24 protein-coding genes and 1 pseudogene are annotated in these 21,889 nt (G+C 71.7%); 10 read left to right on the plus strand and 15 right to left on the minus strand.

All coding sequences use genetic code 11. The features are described from left to right. Window positions 1–75: 75 nt before the first annotated feature. Both AB0F29_RS35115 and AB0F29_RS35120 read right to left on the minus strand, forming a co-directional pair. Window positions 76–282, minus strand: a complete 207-nt coding sequence (locus AB0F29_RS35115; protein ID WP_361881281.1) for a DUF5999 family protein — start codon at window positions 280–282, stop codon at window positions 76–78. A 331-nt stretch (window positions 283–613) separates the two neighbouring features. Then, the gene (locus AB0F29_RS35120; protein WP_361881065.1) at window positions 614–1,198 is read right to left on the minus strand and encodes a hypothetical protein; all 585 of its coding nucleotides are present in this window, start codon (window positions 1,196–1,198) and stop codon (window positions 614–616) included. 484 nt (window positions 1,199–1,682) lie between these two features. Here AB0F29_RS35120 and AB0F29_RS35125 point away from each other — a divergent pair, with 484 nt between their 5' ends. Further along, window positions 1,683–3,188 carry a glutamate--cysteine ligase gene (locus tag AB0F29_RS35125; RefSeq protein WP_361881068.1) on the plus strand — a complete coding sequence of 502 codons (1,506 nt, stop codon included), beginning with the start codon at window positions 1,683–1,685 and terminating at the stop codon, window positions 3,186–3,188. Between the two features lie 253 nt (window positions 3,189–3,441). Continuing rightward, window positions 3,442–4,221: a CPBP family intramembrane glutamic endopeptidase gene (locus tag AB0F29_RS35130; protein WP_361881071.1), complete on the plus strand. Its 780-nt coding sequence runs from the start codon at window positions 3,442–3,444 to the stop codon at window positions 4,219–4,221. 84 nt (window positions 4,222–4,305) lie between these two features. Here AB0F29_RS35130 and AB0F29_RS35135 read toward each other — a convergent pair whose 3' ends face one another. Continuing rightward, window positions 4,306–5,127: a PhzF family phenazine biosynthesis protein gene (locus AB0F29_RS35135; protein WP_361881074.1), complete on the minus strand. Its 822-nt coding sequence runs from the start codon at window positions 5,125–5,127 to the stop codon at window positions 4,306–4,308. Between the two features lie 202 nt (window positions 5,128–5,329). Between AB0F29_RS35135 and AB0F29_RS35140 the strand changes: the two genes are divergently transcribed. Then, window positions 5,330–5,893, plus strand: a complete 564-nt coding sequence (locus AB0F29_RS35140) for a dihydrofolate reductase family protein (RefSeq protein ID WP_361881077.1) — start codon at window positions 5,330–5,332, stop codon at window positions 5,891–5,893. Here AB0F29_RS35140 and AB0F29_RS35145 read toward each other — a convergent pair. Next, complete coding sequence (locus AB0F29_RS35145) at window positions 5,865–7,238, minus strand: MFS transporter (RefSeq protein ID WP_361881079.1); 1,374 nt, start codon at window positions 7,236–7,238, stop codon at window positions 5,865–5,867. The genes AB0F29_RS35140 and AB0F29_RS35145 overlap by 29 nt on opposite strands. Window positions 7,239–7,693: 455 nt before the next feature. Further along, complete coding sequence (locus AB0F29_RS35150; RefSeq protein WP_361881284.1) at window positions 7,694–8,089, minus strand: RidA family protein; 396 nt, start codon at window positions 8,087–8,089, stop codon at window positions 7,694–7,696. A 136-nt stretch (window positions 8,090–8,225) separates the two neighbouring features. Between AB0F29_RS35150 and AB0F29_RS35155 the strand changes: the two genes are divergently transcribed. Next, on the plus strand, window positions 8,226–9,194 hold the full coding sequence (locus AB0F29_RS35155) for a WYL domain-containing protein (RefSeq protein ID WP_361881082.1): 969 nt from the start codon (window positions 8,226–8,228) through the stop codon (window positions 9,192–9,194). Here the strand turns inward: AB0F29_RS35155 and AB0F29_RS35160 are convergent. The 6 genes and pseudogenes from AB0F29_RS35160 to AB0F29_RS35185 all read right to left on the minus strand — a co-directional run bounded on the left by AB0F29_RS35160 (window position 9,166) and on the right by AB0F29_RS35185 (window position 12,698). After that, a complete protein-coding gene (locus tag AB0F29_RS35160) occupies window positions 9,166–9,717 on the minus strand; it encodes an FBP domain-containing protein (RefSeq protein WP_361881085.1) in 552 nt (183 codons plus the stop codon). The two genes, AB0F29_RS35155 and AB0F29_RS35160, sit on opposite strands and share 29 nt — an antisense overlap. A 124-nt stretch (window positions 9,718–9,841) precedes the next feature. Then, window positions 9,842–10,273: an RNHCP domain-containing protein gene (locus tag AB0F29_RS35165; protein ID WP_026290488.1), complete on the minus strand. Its 432-nt coding sequence runs from the start codon at window positions 10,271–10,273 to the stop codon at window positions 9,842–9,844. Window positions 10,274–10,299: 26 nt separating this feature from the next. Further along, window positions 10,300–10,686 (minus strand): RNHCP domain-containing protein, encoded by a 387-nt coding sequence (locus AB0F29_RS35170; protein WP_361881088.1) that lies wholly within the window; start codon window positions 10,684–10,686, stop codon window positions 10,300–10,302. 400 nt (window positions 10,687–11,086) lie between these two features. Next, a pseudogene (locus AB0F29_RS35175) lies at window positions 11,087–11,767 on the minus strand (pyridoxal-phosphate dependent enzyme). Window positions 11,768–11,991: 224 nt separating this feature from the next. Continuing rightward, window positions 11,992–12,423: an SRPBCC family protein gene (locus tag AB0F29_RS35180; protein ID WP_361881091.1), complete on the minus strand. Its 432-nt coding sequence runs from the start codon at window positions 12,421–12,423 to the stop codon at window positions 11,992–11,994. Between the two features lie 62 nt (window positions 12,424–12,485). Next, window positions 12,486–12,698 carry a hypothetical protein gene (locus tag AB0F29_RS35185; RefSeq protein ID WP_361881094.1) on the minus strand — a complete coding sequence of 71 codons (213 nt, stop codon included), beginning with the start codon at window positions 12,696–12,698 and terminating at the stop codon, window positions 12,486–12,488. A 243-nt stretch (window positions 12,699–12,941) separates the two neighbouring features. Here AB0F29_RS35185 and AB0F29_RS35190 point away from each other — a divergent pair, with 243 nt between their 5' ends. The 3 genes from AB0F29_RS35190 (at window position 12,942) to AB0F29_RS35200 (ending at window position 15,746) form a co-directional block, all read left to right on the plus strand. Continuing rightward, a complete protein-coding gene (locus tag AB0F29_RS35190) occupies window positions 12,942–13,484 on the plus strand; it encodes a Clp protease N-terminal domain-containing protein (RefSeq protein ID WP_361881097.1) in 543 nt (180 codons plus the stop codon). Window positions 13,485–13,595: 111 nt separating this feature from the next. Continuing rightward, a complete protein-coding gene (locus AB0F29_RS35195) occupies window positions 13,596–14,627 on the plus strand; it encodes an EamA family transporter (protein WP_361881099.1) in 1,032 nt (343 codons plus the stop codon). A 159-nt stretch (window positions 14,628–14,786) separates the two neighbouring features. Beyond that, the gene (locus AB0F29_RS35200; RefSeq protein WP_361881102.1) at window positions 14,787–15,746 is read left to right on the plus strand and encodes an EamA family transporter; all 960 of its coding nucleotides are present in this window, start codon (window positions 14,787–14,789) and stop codon (window positions 15,744–15,746) included. An 88-nt stretch (window positions 15,747–15,834) separates the two neighbouring features. Here AB0F29_RS35200 and AB0F29_RS35205 read toward each other — a convergent pair whose 3' ends face one another. Continuing rightward, complete coding sequence (locus AB0F29_RS35205) at window positions 15,835–16,530, minus strand: pyridoxamine 5'-phosphate oxidase family protein (protein ID WP_361881105.1); 696 nt, start codon at window positions 16,528–16,530, stop codon at window positions 15,835–15,837. Window positions 16,531–16,565: 35 nt separating this feature from the next. Between AB0F29_RS35205 and AB0F29_RS35210 the strand changes: the two genes are divergently transcribed. Beyond that, window positions 16,566–17,897 carry an aminotransferase class I/II-fold pyridoxal phosphate-dependent enzyme gene (locus AB0F29_RS35210; RefSeq protein WP_361881108.1) on the plus strand — a complete coding sequence of 444 codons (1,332 nt, stop codon included), beginning with the start codon at window positions 16,566–16,568 and terminating at the stop codon, window positions 17,895–17,897. Here AB0F29_RS35210 and AB0F29_RS35215 read toward each other — a convergent pair. After that, window positions 17,884–19,005 carry a DMT family transporter gene (locus AB0F29_RS35215; RefSeq protein ID WP_361881111.1) on the minus strand — a complete coding sequence of 374 codons (1,122 nt, stop codon included), beginning with the start codon at window positions 19,003–19,005 and terminating at the stop codon, window positions 17,884–17,886. The genes AB0F29_RS35210 and AB0F29_RS35215 overlap by 14 nt on opposite strands. A gap of 74 nt (window positions 19,006–19,079) precedes the next feature. Here AB0F29_RS35215 and AB0F29_RS35220 point away from each other — a divergent pair, with 74 nt between their 5' ends. Further along, window positions 19,080–20,006, plus strand: a complete 927-nt coding sequence (locus tag AB0F29_RS35220) for a LysR family transcriptional regulator (protein ID WP_361881114.1) — start codon at window positions 19,080–19,082, stop codon at window positions 20,004–20,006. A 39-nt stretch (window positions 20,007–20,045) separates the two neighbouring features. Here AB0F29_RS35220 and AB0F29_RS35225 read toward each other — a convergent pair whose 3' ends face one another. After that, on the minus strand, window positions 20,046–20,516 hold the full coding sequence (locus AB0F29_RS35225) for a pyridoxamine 5'-phosphate oxidase family protein (protein ID WP_361881117.1): 471 nt from the start codon (window positions 20,514–20,516) through the stop codon (window positions 20,046–20,048). 183 nt (window positions 20,517–20,699) lie between these two features. On the opposite strand from AB0F29_RS35225, the gene AB0F29_RS35230 reads away from it, so the two are divergent. Further along, a complete protein-coding gene (locus tag AB0F29_RS35230; RefSeq protein ID WP_361881120.1) occupies window positions 20,700–21,380 on the plus strand; it encodes a cysteine hydrolase in 681 nt (226 codons plus the stop codon). Here the strand turns inward: AB0F29_RS35230 and AB0F29_RS35235 are convergent. After that, window positions 21,367–21,834, minus strand: a complete 468-nt coding sequence (locus tag AB0F29_RS35235; protein WP_361881123.1) for a Rieske (2Fe-2S) protein — start codon at window positions 21,832–21,834, stop codon at window positions 21,367–21,369. The genes AB0F29_RS35230 and AB0F29_RS35235 overlap by 14 nt on opposite strands. Between the last annotated feature and the right edge of the window lie 55 nt (window positions 21,835–21,889).

Here is a 21,889-nt window from a genome sequence, read left to right on the forward strand (position 1 = left end):
AGCGGTGCACGCCGGACATGCGTCGGGGCCGGTGCGGAGATCTCTCCGGGCCGGCCCCTGTTCGTCGGCCCGTCCTCAGGCGGCCTTCACCGCGCGGCCGGTTGCCAGGGTCCGGTGCGGGGCGATGATCTGTCCGTCGGGCAGCAGTTCGCCGGTGTCCTCGAAGAGCAGGACGCCGTTGCACAAGAGGCTCCACCCCTGTTCGGGGTGGTGGGCCGTCAGGCGGGCGGCCTCCCGGTCGGGTGAATCGGCGGTGGGGCAGGGTGGCTGGTGCTGGCACATGGATGGGTTCTTTCGCTGCGTCGAGTCGAGTGTCCTGCGGCTGGATGAGATGTTCATGGCCGCCCCCGTATCAGTCGGTCCGGTCCCAGTGTTGCCCTACGGGGAAGATTCCGCAGGGATTTGGTCGCAGCACCCGTACTCCTCTCATGACGCATCACCCGCGTGGACGGTTCACCGCAACCGCACTGTCCCTTTGGGTGGTTCGGGGTGGCCGGATGGGGCTAGTCCTTGGTGGGCAGCACAGCGCCCCCGCAGTGACCCCTGCCCCGCCCGGTGTTCGGGCGGGGCAGGGTGGGGTCGCTACGGGGGCGCTGTGCCGGGGTGGCGCCGGTCAGGCAGACCTGAGGAGCGGGCCGGGGGCCACGCGCAGCGAGATGACGGGCAGCAGATCGGCGACCCGGTGCGGGCGGTGGGCGGCGATGCCCGGCGGGGCCGGCGCCAGGGGCACCAGGACGTCCGTCGGCGCGAGCATCCCGCCCGCAGGATCGGCCTCGGTGTCGCCGTGCAGCCAGAGGGTGAGCATGTACAGCTCCGGGATGGACAGCAGCCGGGCCTGGCAGGCGGTGGACGACCCCTCCGCCTGCCGGAGGGCCAGCTCGGTCGAGGCGAGGTAGGGCCCCTCGAAGAAGTGTGAGAAGGCCCAGCCGTCGGGTGTGAGCACGGTGTCCGCCGCGGCGACCGCGCGGCCCTCGCTCCGGATCAGGAAACGCCAGGCCGCGAGGCGTGTCAGAGGTGCTGTCCTGGTGGGCGCGATCCGGTCCAGCACATGCACGGGAAGCGGTAGTTCGGGGCTCAGCGGTCCCTGGACGGACCGGAGAGCGGATGTTCGGGCCTCGCGGACGGCGGTGGGAGAACCGAGGGCCGCGAGAACACTGCGCAGCGCGGGCGCGGGAGCTGGGGGAACATGCAGCGGCATAGTGGGTCGCCTCTCACTTCGGAGACACGGTGGCGCTTGGGCGGGTGCAGACAGCGCTGTCGGCATGAGGGCCGGAGACGGCCGGTGACGGGCGAGTCGCATCAACTCTCTGCCTCGTTGAGCGGAGTTTATATGACGCGTGTTCACACAGTGTTTCCACTAGCGGTCGGAGGTATGTCGCGCAAGGCGTCATCCGGCCTTCGAATTGTGGTATTCCTGGTGATTTGAACTGCTGCCGGCGGCCTCGACCTGGCGTTCTTCCGGTGGAGCGGTCGGCTGGAACTCGTCGGTGTTTTCACCGCGCATACCCCGGCCGAAAATATGGGGAACCACATGCCTCCGGAATGTGCCCCCGGTCTCCTTCCATCAGACTATCGGGTATCGGAGGCCCGTGGGGGCGTTACGGATCACTCCCGCTGGGCATTATCGATCGTGACGCGAGCGGCCTGGGCCGCGGGCCGCCCACTGGAGGAGGGACCCCTCGATGGGGGAGAAGGTCGTGGCGGAAGCCTTTGACCTGTCCGATCGACAGGCGTACCGCGCCAAGCTCAACCAGTGCCTGGAGGGGCTGGGCAGACTCCTGGCGGAGCGGAGGTTCGACCGTCCACGGAACCTGATGGGGCTGGAGATAGAGCTGAATCTCGCGGGTTCCGACGGCATGCCCCGGATGATGAATCAGCAAGTGCTCCAGCGCATCGCGAGCCGGGATTTCCAGACCGAACTGGGGATGTTCAATCTCGAAGTGAATATCGTCCCGCACCGACTCGGCGGCCGGGTTTTCGATCAGCTCGCGGAGGAGTTGCGGACCGGCCTCGCCTATGCGCACCGCAAGGCGGGGGAGGTGGACGCGGGCATCGTGATGATCGGAATCCTGCCCACCCTGGGCGAGCATGACGTGGTGTCCGCCAATCTTTCGGACGTGGACCGTTACACCCTGCTCAACGATCAAATGGCGGCCGCCCGGGGGGAGGATTTCCTCCTGGATATCGAAGGCGTCGAGCGATTGGTCTGCACCTCGCCCTCCATTGCCCCCGAATCGGCCTGCACCTCGGTACAGCTGCACCTCCAGGTGACGCCCGCCCGGTTCGCCGACGTGTGGAACGCCGCCCAGGCGATCACCGGCGTCCAGATCGCGCTGGGCGCCAACTCTCCCTTCCTCTTCGGCAAGGAGCTGTGGCGGGAGTCCCGGCCGCCCCTGTTCCAGCAGGCCACCGACGTGCGGCCGCCGGAGCTCGCCAACCAGGGAGTGCGTCCCAGGACCTGGTTCGGGGAGCGGTGGATCGGCTCCGCCCACGAGCTCTTCGAGGAGAACCTGCGCTACTTCCCGCCGCTGCTGCCGATCTGCGCCGACGAGGCCCCCCTGAAGGTGCTGGACGAGGGCGGGGTGCCCGAGCTGGCCGAGCTGGTGCTGCACAACGGCACCGTCTACCGCTGGAACCGTCCGGTGTACGGGATCGCCGACGGCGTCCCCCATCTGCGGGTGGAGAACCGGGTGCTGCCCGCCGGGCCGACGGTCACCGATGTGATCGCCAACGCCGCCTTCTACTACGGGCTCGTACGGGCGCTCGCCGAGGAGTCCCGGCCGGTGTGGAGCAGGCTGCCGTTCGAGGCCGCCGAGGAGAATTTCACCGAGGCCTGTCGGCACGGCATCGAGGCCGAACTGCTCTGGCCGCGGTCGGGCCGCTCCGGCGGGCCGGCGAGGATCCCCGCCGTACAGCTGGTGCTGGAGGAACTGCTGCCGCTGGCCGCCGCGGGGCTGGACGCCTGGCACATCGAACCCGCCGACCGGGACCGCTACCTCGGGGTGATCGAGGAGCGCTGCAAGCGGCGCGTCAACGGGGCCTCCTGGCAGGTGGCCACGTACCGCCGGGCCCTGGGCGCCGGGCTGGGTCGGGACGCGGCGCTCGCGGCCACCACTCGCCGCTATGCCGAGCTGATGCACGCGGGGGAGCCGGTCCACACCTGGCCGGTGGGTTTCCCGGCGCCCTGAGACCCCCGGGAAGCCGGCGCCGCTGGCCCCGGTGCCCTTCCGCCGCGTGGCTGTCGGGCAAGCTCCCATGCCGGTGGCGCCCCTCGTTGAGGACGAAACAAGGAAAAGGGGACCGCACCATCAGCGAGGGTGGTCGTCCCCCGGCCTGTCGCGCATGATCTTCGTACCTCTATTCGAGACCCTGGTGCGGCGGTCGATGGGATGAGACGTGATTGCGGAACACAAGGCAGGTGTACAGGTGGAGGCCGGGCGAGTGGCTGATTCTTTTCCCCGAGAGGCCGTGTCGCGAAGGATCTCGCGGTCCGAGGTGCTGCTGGTCCTGGCGCTCTCGCTGGGCGCCAGCGCGGTGTCCTCCCTTATCAGTTTTGTCGGATCCCTGACGAAACCGGGGGGTTTGAAGGATCAGGCGGCGACGCTCAACGGCTCGTACGCTCCGGACCGCCCATGGCTTGATCTGTCATGGCAAATGTTCGGGATCGCCACGGCTCTGGTGCCGGTCGCGCTGGTCGCGCACCTGCTGATCCGGGAAGGAGCGGGGCTGCGGGCCATCGGATTCGACGTGACGAAACCCTGGTTCGACCTCGGCCGCGGAACCCTCGTCGCGGCCGGCATCGGCAGCGCCGGCCTCGCCTTCTACCTGGTGGCCCGCGCCACCGGATTCAACCTGACGGTCGTTCCCGAGTCCCTGCCCGAGGTCTGGTGGAAGTTCCCCGTACTGATCCTCTCGGCGATCCAGAACTCCGTGGTGGAGGAGGTCATCGTCGTCGGCTACCTGCTGCGCAGACTCGGACAGCTGGGCTGGACGCCGATGGCCGCGCTGGTGGCCAGCTCCGTGCTGCGCGGGTCGTACCACCTGTATCAGGGGATCGGCGGCTTCATCGGCAACGTGGTGATGGGCGTCGTGTTCGTGCTGCTGTACCGACGCTGGGGCCGGGTGGGCCCGCTGGTCGTCGCGCACGCACTCCTGGACATCGGGGCGTTCGTCGGATACGCCCTGCTTGCCGGCCGGGTCGACTGGCTGCCGACGCCGTGAGGACGGTGCCGTCAGGGCGGTGAGGGCTGGGCCGTCAGGGCGGTGAAGGGGTGCGCCGGAAGTGTCGGCGCACCCCGACGGCCGTCAGAGCGTGGTGAGCAGTTCGCCGTCGATCACCGTGACCGCCGTGCCGGTCAGCAGGGTGCGCTCGCCGCGCAACGCGGTGCGGACCAGCCCCGAGCGGGCGGACGCCTGGAGACCGGTGAGGTCGTCGCGGCCGAGGCGGGCCGACCAGAAGGGGGCCAGCGCGGTGTGGGCGCTGCCGGTGACCGGGTCCTCGTCGATGCCGACGCCCGGGAAGAAGCCGCGCGAGACGTAGTCGTATCCCCGGGCGGGGTCCTCGGCGGCGGCGGTGGCGATCACTCCGCGCCGGGAGTGGGCCGCCAGCGCGGCGAAGTCCGGGGCGAGCGCCCGTACGGCCGCCTCGTCGCGGAGCTCGATGAGCAGATCGCCGATGTGCTCGCCGGTGTCGTGCACCGAGACGGGGTCCGCCCCGAGGGCGTCGGCGAGGCCGTACGGCACCGGCTCCTCGGTCAGCGGGGAGGTGGGGAAGTCGAGGGTGAGGGCGCCGTCCTGCCGGGCGGTCGCGGTCAGGATCCCGCAGCGCGCGGCGAAGCGCACCGGGCCCGTGGCCAGACCCGTGGTGTGCAGGACGTGGGCGGTGGCGAGCGTCGCGTGCCCGCACATGTCCACCTCGGTGGCCGGAGTGAACCAGCGCAGCGCCCAGTCGGCCGTGCCGCCCGGCGGCAGCGGGTGGGCGAAGGCCGTCTCGGAGAGGTTGACCTCGGCGGCGATCTCTTGCAGACGTGCGTCGGCCGGGAACGTACCGCTGTCCAGCAGGAGTACGCCGGCGGGGTTTCCGGAGAAGGGGCGGTCGGTGAACGCGTCGACGATGCGAATCCTCATGCGACGACCGTAGATCGCCGGGGCGGAGGCGGGCCAAGGCCAATTCCGGGTGGCCGGCCCCTGACCGCCGTGTCGGAGCGTCCGTGCCGCCGACGGTTCTCGGCTCACCGATGACTCCCCGGGCCCGACGGAGTCACCAGAAGGAGAACGTGCGCGTCCAGCGCCGCAGCGTAAGCCTCCAGTGCACGGCAGAGAGAGTGGCATGCGCACCCTTGCGATCACGCAGAACATCACCGTCGACGGCTCGATCGAGATGATCACGGACTGGTTCGATCCCCAGGGGCAGGCGGGCGTGGACATGAGCGACGTCCTGGAGGAGAGCCATCGGCAGGACGACCGCGCCGACGCGCTGCTCCTGGGACGGCGGACGTTCGAGGACTTCCGCGGCTACTGGCCGCAGCAGACCGATGACTCCACGGGCATCACCGCCTACCTCGATCAGGTGCCCAAGTACGTCGTCTCCGGCACGCTCACCGACCCCGGGTGGCAGAACTCCACGGTGCTGACGGGCGACCCCGTCGAGGAGGTCCGCCGGCTCAAGGCCGAGGAGGGCGGCAAGGACATCGTCCTCACCGGCAGCATCATGCTGGCCCATGCGCTGATCGCGGCCGGATCGGTCGACGAGTACCGCCTCTTCGTCTACCCGGCCGTCCAGGGCCGCGGCCGGCGTCTCTTCCCCGAGGGTTACGAAGTCCCCCGGCTGCGGCTCCTGGAATCGAGGGCGTTCCGCAGCGGGATCACCCTGCAGCGGTACGCCCCGGCCTGACCCGGCCGGGAGCACCGCACGCCTGCGGGACCGGAAGCACCCGTCCCAGGCGAGCGAGCGGGGACACGGCCATCAGGACCGGCGACAGCATCATGCCCCCGGCCGACACCAGGAGGCCGGTGCGCAGACCCCACACCTGGGCGAGGAGGCCGCCGAGCAGCGAGCCGAGCGGGGCGAACCCCATCCCTGCGAAGGTGATCGTCGCGGCCGCGCGCCCCTGCATCCCGTCCGGTGTGACGGCCTGCCGCACCGACATGACCGTGACGTTCACCAGCTGGCTGAACGTCCCGAACACGAAGTTGACGGCAAGGAGCGCGAGCACCGTCGCGATCGAGGAGCCGTGCAGGGCCGGTACGCACAGCAACGCACCGTTGCCGAGCACCGCCGCGGACACGAGCACGGCACCGTGACCGAACCGGCCCGGCAGCCGTGCGGCCAGGACGGAGCCCAGGAGCGCGCCCGGACCGGTCGCCGCGAGGGCGAGGCCGACGGTGACGCCCGTCAGCCGAAGTTCGTGCGGGAGGAAGAGCAGGTAGACGGTCATCGTGGCCGCGAAGGAGAGCTGGAAGGCGGCAGAGGCGAGGCACACGGCCCGCAGCCAGGCGTTTTTGGCGACGAAGCGCAGGCCTTCCCCGATCCGGCGCCGGGCCGGGGAGGCGCGCTCCGGTACCGGTGCCAGACGCCCGGGTACGGCTTCGGGGCGGCGGATCCGCCGCAAGGACCCGAACGAAGCCACGAAGAACAGCGCGCCGGCGGCCGCGGCGGCCGGGGCCGACAACAGCGACACCAACGCGCCGCCGAGCGCGGGGCCGCCGATCTGCGCCGCAGACCGGCTGCCCTCCAACGCACTGTTGCCCCGCACGAGTTGATCGCGCCGCACCATCCGTACGAGGGACGCCTGGTACGCCACGTCGAAGAGGACCGACAGGGCTCCGACGGTGAACGCCACCATGAACAGCGCGGGCAGGCCGAGCAGTCCGAGGAGACCGGCCACGGCCGCCGCCCCCAGGGCCACGGCTCGGCCGGCGTCGGTGAGCACCATCACCGTACGAGCCAGCCACCGGTCCACCCAGGCACCCGCGAGGAGGGAGAGCAGCAGGATCGGCGCCTGCCCCACGGCGCGGAGGGCGCCCAACTGGCCCGCGCCCGCGTCGAGCGTCAGGACGGCGAAGAGCGGCAGCACGACGAGCGTCGTGTGTTCGCCGAGCTGGGAGGCCGTCTGACCTGCCCAGAGCCTGCGGAAGTCGGCGTCCCGCCAGGGACCGGACGGGCCGGCCCGGTCGGAATCCGGTACGCCGGAGGAAGGGGTGGGGGAGGAAGGAGAGGGGGAGGAGAGGGGCCGCACAGGAACCTCTGGGGTCGCCGGGCACGAGACCCGCGGCCCGGTGTACGGAAGCGTGCCCGGGCATCGGGCGGGAAAAGGGCTCGCTGTGCCGCGACCTCAAGGGCAGCACGCGATGACAGGCCGGTCCGGCTGTGACGTCAGCGCGCGCTCGGACGACCGACCATGTCTCTCCGCTCCTGGTGGGATCACTCCTGGCGAGTCATTCGCCGCCCGGAACGCTAGTGCTTGCCGAGCGGGGGCGAAAGGCAATTACGGGGGGCACGGGAGGCGGGTCCGGCCTCGGACGGGTGCGACCGGGCGGTGCCCCGCGGCGTCCGCGACGCAGAGCACCGGAGATCGGATCACCGCCCTGCCGTTCTCACCGCCCGTAACGCTCCCACCACCCTGCCGTTCTCACCGCCCGTAACGCTCCCGCCGGTTCGGGCGACGGAAACCGTGCGGGCGGTGAGGCCGCGTCATGCGACGGCGGTGCCCTCGAGCTCGACCAGCTGGCCGGGGACCGCCAGTCGCGTCACCCCGAGCAGAGTGCTGGCCGGCGCCACTTCGGCCGCGCCGAGCCGCCCCGCCAGCGCGCCGTAGTGCCGGAGGAGCAGATCGACGTCGGTCGTATAGACATTGAGGCGGACGAGGTTCGCGAGAGACATGCCCGCCTCGCTCAGCACGGCCTCCAGGTTGTCGATGCTCAGCGTCAACTGCGCCGCCATGTCACCGTCGTGCTGGGGCTTGCCGTCGTCGCTCATCGAGGTCTGCCCCGAGACGTACAGGGTCCGGGTCTGCCCGGAAACGACTTCACCCTGGTTGAACCCCAGCTCCACCGACCAGGTCACCGGGTTCACGGCCGTTCGTTCCAGTGCCACTTGAGCTCCATTCGATTCATGGGAGTACGGAGGCCCGTCGGCCCGGCGGTCGCCGGCCTCGACGTCGTACGGGGGGAGCCTTCCAACAAATGACGACACCCTTGGTCATGTATTTCGCTACCGTTCCCGTATGCGCGCCGACCGATTGGTCTCGTTGGTACTGCTGTTGCGTCAGCGCGGTCGGCTGACCGCCGACACGCTGGCCCGTGAGCTGGAGGTGTCCACCCGTACCGTGCTGCGCGACATCGAGGCACTGTCCGCGGCCGGAGTCCCGGTCTACGCCGAACGCGGCAGGCACGGCGGGTTCGCCCTGCTGCCCGGTTTCCGGACCGAGCTCACCGGGCTGAACCACGACGAGACCCTCGCCCTGCTGGCCGCCGGATCGGGACGCGGGGAGCAGATGTTCGGCCTCGGACCAGCGCTCGCCTCTGCCATGCGGAAGGTGGTCGACGCGCTGCCGGAAAGCCATCAGGCCGCCGCGAGCGACGCGGCCCAGCGGTTTCTCGTCGACCCGGAGTCCGACCTGCTCTCGCGTCGGCCGGTCGTTGACCAGGTACCGGGCACCACCATGGTCGAGGTCCGCCGGGCCGTGCTCTCCGGCCGCAAGCTGCGCATCCACTACGCGGCCACGGGCCGGGCGCCGCAGTGGCGCACGGTGGACCCGATCGGCCTGGTGACCGTACGGGACCGGGGCTACCTGCTGGCCACCAGATCAGGCGCGGACCGCACCTACCGGCTGTCACGGGTGCTGGCCGCCGAGGAACTGCCCGAACCGGCCCAGCGGCCGAACCGGGTCGACCTGGATCGGATCTGGCGGGACCGTTCCGCGCGATTCCTCGCCGGCGGCGACCACGTCACCGCGCTGGTGCGGGTGCATCCGGCGCGGCGGGAGGAACTGCTGGGAACCGTGCTGGCCGTCCGCGCGGAAGATCCCGAAACGGACGGCTGGCCGCGGCTGGAAGTCACCTTTCAGGACGCCCGGCACGCCGAATGGGCACTGTGGCGTCTCGGTACGGATGCGGAGGCCCTGGCTCCGCAGTCCCTGCGCAGCGCGCTGCGCGACGTCGCCGTCACGCTCGCCGGCCGCTACGGGACCTAGTCGGTGTCAGGCCGATCGAGGCCTGCCGCGGTTCAGCGACCGAACGGACGAAGGTGATCGTGCGTGAGCGCAAGCCTTCCCGGCGCGAGGCGATGATCTCGTCGACCGGACGGTCGAAGGCTTCGCGGACCGGCTTGCCGTGCACCTTCACCGCGCAGTCGAGGTCGGTGCACAGGAGGAGCCCGATCGCGTCGAGGCGTTCACGTTTGTCACGTGAGGGGCGTTGGGCGGTGAACAGCGAGACCTCGTTGAAGCGGCGGGCGAACCGGCACAGGTCGCACATCACCGCGCGCGAACCGCGCGCCGAGTCGTTCGGGGCCTGGCGCAGCAGCACTCCCCGCGCGCTGCCGTCGACCTCGGTGACGAGGTAGGCGAGGGTCGGGGCGCGCAGGTCTCTCCAGCCGAGGTAGTCGATCCGGTGCCATCGGACGTCGTCGAACCGGGCCGGCAGGCGGATCTTCTTCGCAGCCGGGTCCAGGTTCACGAGCGCGCCGCGCACCTCTTCCCTGGTCATGGGGCGCATGGCTTCTCCTTGCGGGTCGCACACGGGTGCGATCTGTAGCGGGACGGGGGGCGGGGGAACCCAGAGCGTCAAGGCGTGGGGGTGGTGGGCGCCGTGTGCCACGGCATCGCGCGGGACGGCCGGGTCACGGCGCGAGGCGCATGCGATGGGCGACGCCGGGGTCCCGCAGGGGTTTGAGCGCCAGGCGCACCAAGGCCAGCGCGTTGTCGTCACCGGCGATGCGATTGGCGCTGAGCTCGCCGCAGGACACGCACTGGTGGATGATCATCCACTCGCCGTCGGGCCTGACCGACATGCCCAGGGCTTCCATCCGGGCGCGGCAGTCCGCGGCCCGGTCGCCCGGCACCCGCCGGTCGACGTGCAGGCTGACCAGGCAGTTCGGGCAGTGATTGCGGTGCGTGGTGCCGGGGGCTTCCAGGGACACGTCCAGTCGGCAGCCCGCGCACCGGAAAGCGTCTCCCCGGTGCCCTCCCTGGCTGTGCAGGACGTCCTTGTACCGCTGCGGCCGCCGTGCGGCCCGGGCACGGCGACGGGTGTTCTTCGCTCGTCTCGGCATGGCCGGTCCTCTCCTCTCCTTCCGGTTCAGAGGTCGCCGAACGCTTCGAGCGGAAAGGGAGGTTGTGCCAGTGGCCGGACGGCCAACCGCATCAGGATGAGCTGGTTGTCGTCCGTGCGGGTGGGGTGGGAGGTCAGCTCGTCGCAGCGCACGCAACGGTGGATGACCACCCAGCCGCCCGTACGCGGCACGGCGACGGCGATCGGCGACATGCGGCCCCGGCAGTCACTGGAGCTGCCGTCGGCCGGGTCGACAACATGCCGGCACTGCAGGCACGAAGGGCAGTGATGGCGCCGTGCGCCGTCGCCTTCGCCGTCGTCGGCGGACACGGTCCGGCCGCACCACGCGCAGGAGAAAGCGCTGTTCAGGGCGGTGTGTGGAATGCTGGAGAGAGTTCTGTTGGTGCTGGACACCCGGGGTGCTCCTTGCTGGGAAGTCTGTGATGACAGCAAGAGCAGGCCGAGCGGCCTCGACGAAGACGCCCCCTCGTGCGACGCGACATGCGTGCGGAGGCAGGGGCTATTCAGTGCACCGGAGAGTCACGTCCGGACGCCGTCCGAGAGGGACGGCAGCAGAAAGACGGACTACTGGCTAGACGGTGCAGCGAGGCGCGCGCGGCGCGGGCCGGAACATAAAAATCTCTCTTTTCCAGGGCGCGGAAGCCCAGAACAGACCGAGGAACGCCGTCAGCGTATCCACAGCTCGGTCGGGGGGCCAGTGATTATTCCGGGCGCCGCATCACCGGCTGCCCGCACCGCAACCGCACGCGATCGATGAGCGCCCATCGCTTCAGGCCCGTTGCCGGAGCAACCGTCAAGGCTTGTGGAGGGGAGAACCGACCCAGCGACGGTATGCGTCCATGTCGACGCTGCCGCCGCGGACAACGGTGGCTACGTGCCGGTCGGCGAAGCGGTCACGGTCTTCGAGGATCGCCGCGACGCCGAGTGCGGCCGACGGCTCGACGACGAGGCCGGCGTGGTCGAGGAGCATCCTCATGCCGGCGATGATCGACGCCTCCCGGACAAGGACGGCGTCGTCGGCGACCAGGAGGAGGTCGTCCAGGACGGCCGGGATGGGATACCGCCCGGCGACGCCGTCGGCGACGGTGTCGGTCGAGTCGGTGGTGACGACGCGCCGTTGGCGCCACGAGCGTGTCAGTGCCGGTGCGCCCAGCGGCTGGACGCAGATCACCTCGACATCGGGCGCCAAGGTTTTCATGCCACTACGGTGACGTCGAGTCCCCGGCCGCGACCGGACCGGGCGAGGGCCTCGCCGAGGTTTGCCCACGCTCGCACACCACGGCTCGCAACCACCTCGGTGCCGCGGGCCTTGAAGCTGCGGACCGGCATTCGCCGTTTCGAGCTTGACGCTCAGAGCGCGTCCGAGGTGGGGCTCCAGCGGCTCGCAGCGGTACAGCGGAGTGTCGAGAAACATCGGGTCGATCAACCGGCGAGCCGCTCGGATCCGAGCGGTGTCGAGGCGCGTCTCCTGCACGACACAACAGCCCAGCGTCGCCGGCTGACACTCCACGAGCCGCTTTCGGTCCGTTCGGGCGGTCACTTCGGTCGCGGACGCGGCCGGGGCGGCGGTGGCCGGGGACGGGCACGGCGGGCGGAGAGAGGCCGAAACCGGGGTGCCGCGCGGGGTGATCTCCCGGGGTCCTTCGCGTGCCGCGCGGAATCGTTCCGCGTGGCCTTTCACGTGCCGCGTGGGCGCGGTCAGGAGGTGACGAGCCCGGCGAGCTTGCGCAGCGACTCCTGGAGCGCCGCCGTCGCGGAGTCCTTGAGCTTGCCGCCCATCAGTGAGACCGCCGCACCGGTGAACTCCCCGTCGATGCGCATCGTCGTGGCGTCGCCCTCCGGGGTCAGGGAGTACCGCATAGCCAGGTTGACCCCCATCGGGCCCTTGCCCCGGGTCGCCAGAAGGCGGCCCTCCTCCAGGCCGTCGACCGTCCAGATCACCTCGGCGGGGAAGCCCATGAGCTTCATGTTCTCCTCGTAGGTGGCCGCGAGTTCCAGCTCGGCCGGGCCGCCCCGGGGGAAGCTGGTGTGGGTGGCGTTCCACTCCCCGTACGACGAGAAGTCCGTCAGGCGGCCCCAGACCTTCTCGGCGGGCGCCTCGATGCGTGCCTCGGCGCTGACTTCAGCCATGCGACCACCCCTGGTTCGTCCGGTTTCGGTGTCGCGGAAGGTAGCGGGGGCCGCGTCAACATTCAATACTGATGAGTCGTCAAATCCGTATGGGGCTGACTGTTCCGCCAGATCACCGCGGAGTCGAACCTGTCCGAAGCGCGGGGGTGGGGGCCCTCGTCGTGACAGTGGAAGGCCGCCCAGAAGAGATCGGCGGGCAGGGCGTCGTCGGGTGCGTACACGCGGTAGACGTACTCCAGCCCGTCCTGGGCGAGCAGCGCGACCATCCAGAACACCCGTTCCTCCCCTCCCGCCCCCGCCGCGTCCGTGTGGCGTGAGGGACGTGCGCGCGGGGCCTGTGGTTGCCGCGGGGACGTGAGACGCAAGGCGGCGCGCGCTCCGGGCCGTCATGGTTGTGCCGTTCGGCACGATCTCATCCGCAAGGATGACGGACGGCCGCGGTGTCCCCAACTTCGGTGGGATGCCCAATGGGTCGCTCCGGGGATGTCTTTCGGCCGTGGGACTGATGGGGTAGAGGTGTGCAAAACCGGACGCCGCGCATGCCTGACCAGCCCGCACCGAACCACGACGAGAACGATGCCCGCTTCACCGTGGAACTGGCATCGGTGCTCAACGGTGCGCGCAGGCGCGCGCTGCGCGACGGTGACCGGCAGATCGACACCGCCCACCTCCTGCATTCGCTGATCGAAACGGACCCCGAGGTCCGCGAGGCCTTCGACGGTGGGCCCCCGTTGGCCAAGGTGCTCGGTTATCTCGTCCAGCGCAGCATCGGCTACGGGCTCCGCTGGCAGGGCTCCGTCGAGGACTCCGGCGCCGTTCCGGTGGTGCGCGACCCGGCGGTCGACGGCTGGTCGCCCTCGGCCCTCGCCGCGATGGAGGGCGCGCTGCACCGTGCGGCGTCGCGCGGCGAAGCACGCGCCGCCGGCCTCGATCTGCTCGCCGCCCTGGCGGCCGACACCGAGTGCCGTGCGGTGGAGGTGCTCGCCCGAGGGGGCGTGGACGCGCGGTGGCTGGCGGACCGGGTGGTCGTGCTCACGGCCGGGGCGGCGCGACACGCTTGAGCCGGCCCGTGACGGTGATCTCTCGCCCCCTTCCCGCGGCCGCGGCCGGAGGGCCGTCTCGACAGGTGTCATGGGGATGACGGTGCTGTCGACTGCTGCCATGATGTGCCGATGCAAGCGTCTTCGGGATTTCAGGGCAGAAGTGCCGGGCTGGGCCTCGCACTGGTCTCGGCCTTCGCCTTCGGCGGTTCGGGAGTGGCGGCCAAGCCGCTGATCGAGGCGGGGCTCGACCCGCTGCACGTGGTCTGGCTGCGTGTCGCGGGCGCCGCCGTCATCATGCTCCCGGTCGCCTGGCGACACCGGAATCTCGTACGGGAACGCCCCGCGCTGCTGGCCGGGTTCGGCCTGTTCGCGGTGGCCGGGGTCCAGGCCTTCTACTTCGCCTCCATCTCCCGTATCCCGGTCGGTGTGGCGCTCCTGGTGGAATACCTGGCGCCCGCGCTGGTCCTCGGCTGGGTCCGCTTCGTGCAGCGCAGGCCCGTCACCCGGGCCGCCGCGGTCGGTGTGGTGCTGGCGGTCGGCGGCCTGGCGTGTGTCGTCGAGGTCTGGTCCGGGCTCAAGTTCGACCTGCTCGGCCTGTTGCTCGCCCTCGGCGCGGCCTGCTGTCAGGTCGGCTACTTCGTTCTCTCCGACCACGGCGGGCAGGACGGCCGGGACGGCGAGGGCAACCACGCCGAGCCTCCGCACCCCGTCGGGGTCATCGCGTACGGACTGATCGTCGGCGCTGCCGTCCTCACCGTCGTCGCCCGCCCCTGGGGCATGGACTGGTCGCTGCTCGGCGGCAGCGCGGGCATGAACGGCAACGAGGTCCCCGCCTGGCTGCTGCTCGGCTGGATCGTGCTGCTCGCCACCGTGCTCGCGTACGTCACCGGGGTCGTCTCGGTCCGGCTGCTCTCGCCCCAGGTGGCCGGAGTCGTCGCCTGCCTCGAAGCGGTCATCGCGACCGGACTGGCCTGGGTGCTGCTCGGCGAGCACCTCTCCGCACCGCAGCTCATCGGCGGATGCGTGGTCCTGACCGGCGCGTTCATCGCCCAGTCCGCCGCACCGAAGCCCCCGACGGGTCCCGTCGCCTCCGGCGCCGGTGCCGGAGCGGTGGCCGGCGTCGCCGCGGGTGAGTTGTCCGGCGGCCGGGCCCCGCATTAGTGTGACGGCCATGCATCTGACTGTGCTGCCGCCCCCTGCCGCCTAGCGCGGGCGGCCACTCCTGACGAAGACCGGGCTCGGGCAGTCCCCGAGCGGTTCGTCGCTGCCCGCGTGCGGAGCCGAGCGACCTGCCACCCTGTCCTCCTCTGGAGAAGTCATATGTCCATCCCTGTTGCTTCCGCGCTGCCCGTCGGGCGGAGCATGCTGTATCTGGTCGTCGCCGGAGTCGCCTGGGGCACCGCCGGTGCGGCGGCGTCCCTGATCTTCCGGGTCAGCGATCTCGGCCCCCTCGCCCTGTCCTTCTGGCGCTGCGTGGGCGGTCTCCTCCTGCTGGCCGGGGCGCTCGCACTGCGCCCCCGCCGGACGCCCCGGAAGGCCGAACCCCGGCGTCGTCGGCTGCTGCGGATCCTCGGTACCGGCATCGGTCTCACCGTGTTCCAGACCGCGTACTTCGCGGCGGTCGAGGTCACCGGCCTTGCCGTCGGCACCGTCGTCACGCTCGGGGCCGGGCCCGTCCTGATCGCCGTCGGGGCGCGTCTGCTGCTGGGCGAACGCCTCGGCCGGGGCGGCCTCGTCGCCGTGACCGGCGCGCTGACCGGGCTCGTCGTGCTGGTGCTGGGCGGCGAGGGCGGCGACGTCGTGCCGGCCGGGGTGCTGCTCGCGCTCCTGTCCGCCTCCGGGTACGCGTTCATCACGCTGCTCACCCGCTGGCTCGGGCGGGACGGCGGCGGCGGTGACGCGCTGACCACCAGCGCCTGGGCATTCGGCATCGGAGCAGCGGGCCTGCTGCCCATGGCCATGGCCGAGGGGCTGGTGCCGCACACCGCCGAGACGGGGCAGGTGCTCTGGCTGCTGGTCTATGTCGCGGCGGTCCCCACGGCGCTCGCCTACGCGCTGTACTTCGCCGGGGCGGCCGCCGTCCGATCGGCCACCGTCTCCGTGATCATGCTCCTGGAGCCGGTGAGCGCGGCCGTCATCGCGGTGACCGTCCTGCGGGAGCGGCTGACGGCGGCCACGGTCCTCGGCACGCTGCTCCTGCTGACCGCCGTGGCCGGACTGGCCCTCGCGGAGGCGCGCGGCGCGGCGGCGGCCCGTCGGAGGGAGGGCCTGGCCGTGTGACGACCCTGCGCGGCGGCGCGGCGGGTGCAGGTCGCGGCGGCCGGGGCCGCCGCGACCTCGGTCGGCCGGCGTGCCGCCGCGGCCTCCGTCAGAGTGCGGACAGGTACTCCGGTACGGCGATGGCCGGATCCATGTCGTCCGCGGGGACCGGCGCCGCATAGCCCCGGGTGAGCGGCACGATGCCGGTCCAGTGGGGGAGGACGCTGTCCTCGGGCTCGTCGTTGGGCCCGCCGGTGCGGACCTTCGCGGACACTTCGTCCAGATCCAGCCGGATCACCGCTGTCGCGGCGAGTTCCTTGGCGTCGGCCGGCCGGGAGTCGCGGGAGCGGCCGGGCACGACCTGGTCCACGATCGCGTCCAGGGCGAGCCGACGCTCCTCGGGGTCGGTCACCGTCACGGCCGTGCCGTGCACCACCACCGAGCGGTAGTTCATCGAGTGGTGGAAGGCGGACCTGGCCAGCACGAGGGCGTCGACATGGGTGACCGTCAGGCAGACCGGCAGCCCCGGGTCGGCGCTCCTCGCCGACCGCAGCGGTCGTGAGCCCGTCGAACCGTGGACGTACAGCCGCTCTCCTATCCTGCCGAAGAGGGTCGGCAGGACGACCGGGGCGCCGTCACGCACGAAGCCCAGGTGACAGAGGCAGGCCTCGTCGAGGATGGAGTGGACCAGCTCGCGGTCGTAGGAGGCGCGCTCCTTGGACCGGGTGGGCACCGTGCGGTCGGTGGGCAGGTAGGGGGCGGCGACGCCGGAGCCCGTGTCGTCGGGCGTTGCGGTGTGCTGCATTGCTTACTCCATTGCACTAGTGCATACTGTTGTTTGTGCTAGGAGAGTATCGGATCAGTGGGCGGCGCGCAGCGGAGATCGCCGCCAGTGTGGAGCGCGGGGTCGGCTCCGGAGACCTTCCGCCGGGCCATGTGCTGCCCCCCATGCGGGAGTTGGCCGCGCGTCTGGAGGTCAACCCCAACACCGTGGCCGCCGCCTACCGGACGCTGCGCGAGCGCGGCGTGATCGAGACGGCGGGCCGGCGGGGGAGCCGGGTGCGTCCGGCCCCTGCCAACACGTCGCGCGGATCGCTGCGGATCGAAGCGCCCCCGGGCGTCCGGGACCTCGGCGAGGGCAACCCCGATCCGGAGCTGCTGCCCGACCTCGGGCCGGCGCTCGCGGCGGCCGCCGTGGCAGACGCGGAGAGCCATGGTCTGTACGGGCAGGCCGCGGTGGTCGCCGAGTTCGCCGCGTACGCCCGCGCCGATCTGGACGCCGACGGGGTGCCCGCCGGGCCGGTCGCCGTGACGTCCGGGGCGCTGGACGCGATCGAGCGGGTCCTCGCGGCGCACCTGAAACCGGGTGACGCGGTGGCGGTGGAGGACCCCGGCTGGGGCAGCGTGCTCGACCTCGTACCGGCGCTAGGGCTGCGCGCCGTGCCGGTCGGCGTGGACGACTCCGGTCCGCTGCCCGCGGATGTGGAGCGGGCGCTGCGGGCCGGGGCGCGGGCCCTGGTCGTCACCGACCGGGCGCAGAACCCGACCGGCGCGTCCCTGGACGCGCCGCGCGCCCGGGAGTTGCGCGCGGTCCTCGGACGCCACCCGGACGTGCTGCTGATCGAGGACGACCACGGGCACGCCATCGTCGACCTGCCGCTGCACCCACTGGCCGGGGTTACGGCCCACTGGGCGTTCATTCGTTCGGCGGCCAAGGCGTACGGCCCCGATCTGCGGGTCGCCACGCTCACCGGGGACGCCGTCACGGTCGACCGGGTGGCGGGACGCCAGCGGCTCGGGCCCGGCTGGGTCAGCCGGCTGCTCCAGCGTGCCGTGCTCCAGCTGTGGACCTCGGGAGCCGTCGACACCCGTGCGGTGTCCCGCTCCTACGGGGACCGCCGGGACGCGCTCATCCATGCGCTGGCGGAGCGCGGCGTGAGCGCCCGGGGCCGCAGCGGTATGAACGTGTGGGTGCCCGTGAGCGACGAGACCGGGGCCGTCGCCCGGCTGCTCCACGCGGGCTGGGCGGCGGCCCCGGGCGCACGCTTCCGGCTGGACACGCCCCAGGGGGTGCGGCTCACTGTCTCCCCGCTGACCGCGCCGGACATCGGCCCCCTGGCGGACGCGGTGGCCGCGGCCGCGGGTCCCGCACGGCCGGTCAGCTACGGCTGAGACCGGCCGCGTCCGCGTCGGGCGGCACAGCTCGGTGCGCCGCGGGCTCCGGTGGGGCGGCGATCGGAACGACCGCGGGCTCCGGTATGGCGGCGACGAGAGCTTCCGCGGGCTTTGGTGGGGCGGCCGGGCGGGCCCGGCTCTGGGTGAGGGCCGCCCCGACGAGGACGATCAGCGCCCCGACCGGGGTGTTCCAGCTCAGCTGTTCGCCGAGCAGTGCGACGCCTGCCGCCGTCGCGATCACCGGGATGAAGTACGTGACCATCTGGGCCGTCGTCGGACCGACTTCCTGGACCAGGCCGTACTGGAGCAGGACGGCGAGGCCCGTGCCCAGCGCGCCCAGGGCGAGCACCGAGACCGTCGGGAGCAGCGGAAAGGACGTCGGCGCCGAGGTGAACAGCGGGGTCACCACGGCCAGTTGCAACGTACCCAGGAAGAGCTGGCTGCCCGTCAGCGCCAGCGTCGACGACCCGGTTCCGGCCAGGGTGCGGCGTACGTAGATCCAGCCGACCGGATAGCAGAACGAGGCGAGCAGCGCCATGCCCGTACCCGGCAGGTCCAGGCCGGAGAAGCCCTGCCAGGCGCCCAGCACCGTGAGGACACCGAGGAAGCCGACGCCGAGACCGCCCACCCGGCGGCGGGTCGGGCGGTCCTCCGACAGGGCGATCACCGAGAGCGCCATGCCCCACAGCGGCGAGGTCGCGTTGCAGATCCCGGCCAGCGTCGAGGGGATCGTCAGCTCCGCGTAGGAGAAGAGCGAGAACGGCAGTGCGTTGAGGAGGAGCGCCGCGACCGCGAGGTGCCCCCAGGTCCGGGCGGAGCGCGGAAGGCGCTCCCGGCGCATCGCCATGGCGGCGACCAGCACCGCCGTACCGGCCAGCAGCCGACCGAAGGTGACCTGGAACGGGGCGTAGCCCTCGGTCCCGACCTTGATCAGCAGAAAGCTGAACCCCCAGATGAGCGAGAGCCCCGCGAACCGGATCCGCCAGTCGAGGGCGGGGCGCCACACGGCGGGCGCGATCGGGGCGTGCGCGGGAGGTGGCGGGGGAGGCGGCGGGGGAGGTGCTGACGCCGGGGCCGTGGCCCCCGGCTCGCAGGGAGCGCTCATGAGGTCAACCCTGACGAAGATGACGTCGTAGGACAAGCGAATCTTTCTGTGCTCGTTCGCGTAGCATTGCTTACATGTTGAACCTGGAGCGGCTGCGTACGCTGGACGCCCTCGCCCGGCACGGCTCGGTGAGCGGGGCGGCCGACGGGCTGCACGTCACGACGTCGGCGGTCTCGCAGCAACTGGCGAAGCTGGAGCGTGAGGTCGGGCAGCGGCTGCTCGCCAGATACGGCCGAGGCGTCCGGCTCACCGACGCCGGCCGGCTGCTCGCGGACCACGCCGCGCGGATCCTGTCGCAGGTGGAGCTGGCCCAATCCGACATCGAGGCACAGCGCGGCGAGGTCGTCGGCGAGGTGCGGATCTGCGCTTTCCCGACGGCGGCTCGCGGGCTGTTCCCCGCGATGCTCACCGCCCTGCGCGCGGACCACCCCGATCTCGCCGTCCGGACCCGGGAGCTGGAGCCCGAACAAGGCCTGCGCGCGGTGCTCCGCGGAGACGTCGACCTGGCCGTCGTGCTCGACTGGAGCAACAAGCGGCTGCCCGTGCCCGGCGGTCTGGCCAAGGCCGAACTCCTCGACGACGCGCCGGACATCGCCATGCCGGCCGGGCATCCGCTGGCGGACCGTGACGAGGTGGAGCTGGAGGAATTCGCGGACGACCCGTGGGTGTCCTGGCCCGAGGGCGAATTCTGTTACGAGTGGCTGATGTTCACGCTGCGCTCCCGTGGCATCGAGCCTCGCATCGCCCATCTGGCGGGTGAGCACCACACGCAACTCGCCCTGATCGCGGCCGGGTTCGGTGTCTGCGTGGCTCCTCGGCTGGGGCGCGGCCCGGTCCCCGAAGGCGTGCGGCTGGTGCCGGTGCGGCAGACCATGCGGCGGCACGTCCACGCCGTCTGGCGCACGGACGCGGACCGTCGGCCGTCGGTCCGCGCCGCGGTGAAGGCGCTGCGGGCGGCGGGGGCAGGTGTGGGGGTGGCTGTGGCGGCGGACGGCGGATGAGCCCCGGAAGTTGGGGGCGTCGGGGCCGCGGGCGGGAGCTCAGGCGAGATCGGCGAGCTTGCTGAAGTCCCAGGAGGTGATCGTCTCCGGGGTGAGCCGCAGCCAGGCGTGCCGTCCGTCATGCGGCATCTCCGTCATGCCGAAGTACTTCACGGGGAACAACCGCTCCGGCTCGACGAGTTCGGCGCAGGGCTCGCCCATGCGGGGCGCCTCGCCGACGAACTCCGCCCGACCGGTGAGCTCCACGCCGCGCAGCTCCTCGTACCCCTCGCCGTCGTCCACGACCACGGCGATCCTGGCGTCCCCGCGCAGCTGGGACCAGCGCAGGCTGCGTGTGATGGAGTACAGCCAGAGGGAGTCGCCGTCCCAGACGAACCACAGGGCCCCGACGTGCGGGGCGCCGTCGGGGCCGAGCGTCGCCACCCGGCAGGTGCGCTGTTCGCCGAGATAGGCGTCACGCTCCCCGGGCGTCATCATGATCCGACGGCCTCGTCGCTGGGTGTCGGTCATGGTCGCCCTCCTGGAATCTGACTGGACGTCAGAATCATGAATGTTCTTCCTTCGTGACGCAATGGCCGCTACTCTCACGCGCCCGGCCCGTCCACGGAAGCCCGTCCACGGAAGTTCGTCCGCAGAAGTCCCGCGGGAGCCCGTCCTCCCGGGCGCCGGTCACAGAGAAGGAGAGAAGCGCCCGTGCCGTCGAGGTCATCACAGGATCGGCTCACCGAACTGCTCGACCCCGCCACCACCGTTCTGCTGACCGTCGAGTGCCAGCAGGGCGTCGTGGGGCCGGACAGCGCCCTGCCCGAACTCGCCGCCGCAGCCCGCTCGTCGGGCGCGCTCGACAACATCGCCCGCCTCGTCGCCGCCGCCCACGGGAGCGGAGTCCAGGTGATGCACGCGGTCGCCGAGAGCCGGCCCGACGGTCGCGGCGGCAACCACAACGCCCGGCTCTTCCGTGCCGCAGCCCGGCTGCCCGTCCAGCAGCACACCGGCAGCACCGCCGTCCGGGTCGCGGCCCCCATCGAGGTGGCCGACGAGGACCTCGTCGTCCGCCGGCTGCACGGCCTCTCGCCGCTGGCCGGCACCGACGTCGACCCGCTGCTGCGCAACCTCGGCTGCCGGACGCTCGTCGTCACCGGCGTATCGGCCAACATCGCCATCCCCAACGCCGTCTTCGACGCGGTCAACCTCGGCTACACGGCCGTCGTCCCGGCCGACGCCATCGCGGGGGTGCCCGCCGAGTACACCCCCGCGATGGTCCGCAACACGCTCGCCCTCGTCGCCACCGTCGCCACCACGGACGCCGTACTCGGCGGCTGGAAGCGACCGCGCAGGCAGGGGGCGGGGCAGGGAGCGGCTACACCAGCCTGATCGAGTCGCCCTCGACGGTGATCTCACGGGCGGGCAGCGGTCGTGTGGCGGGCCCGCCGGTCGGGCTGCCCGTGGCGGCGTCGAACGTGGAGTCGTGACAGGGGCACGTGATCGTGCCGTCCGAGACGTCCTTGACCGCGCAGCCCTGATGGGTGCACGTGGACGAGAACGCCTTGAACTCGCCCGGCTGCGGCTGGGTCACCACGACCTTCTGCGCGGCGAAGACCACCCCGCCGCCCTCCGGGATGTCCGCGGTCGCGGCGAGCACCTCTCCACCCTTCCCGCCGCCGCTCCCGGGCTGCTCGACCGTGTCCGAGCCTCCCGAGCCTCCCGAACCCCCCGAACCGTCCGATCCGCCGCAGGCGGTGAGGGCGGCGGCCGCTCCGGCCGCTCCCACCGCGGCGACGACCGTGCGGCGTCCGAGGAGGCTCCGGCGTTCCTGCGTTGCGCTCATCGCGGCATTCCCTTCGTCGGTCTTCCCGTCGGTCTTCCCGGCTCGGTCACTTCGG

The sequence above is a fragment of the Streptomyces sp. NPDC026589 genome (assembly GCF_040638385.1).
Classification (GTDB): Bacteria; Actinomycetota; Actinomycetes; order Streptomycetales; family Streptomycetaceae; genus Streptomyces.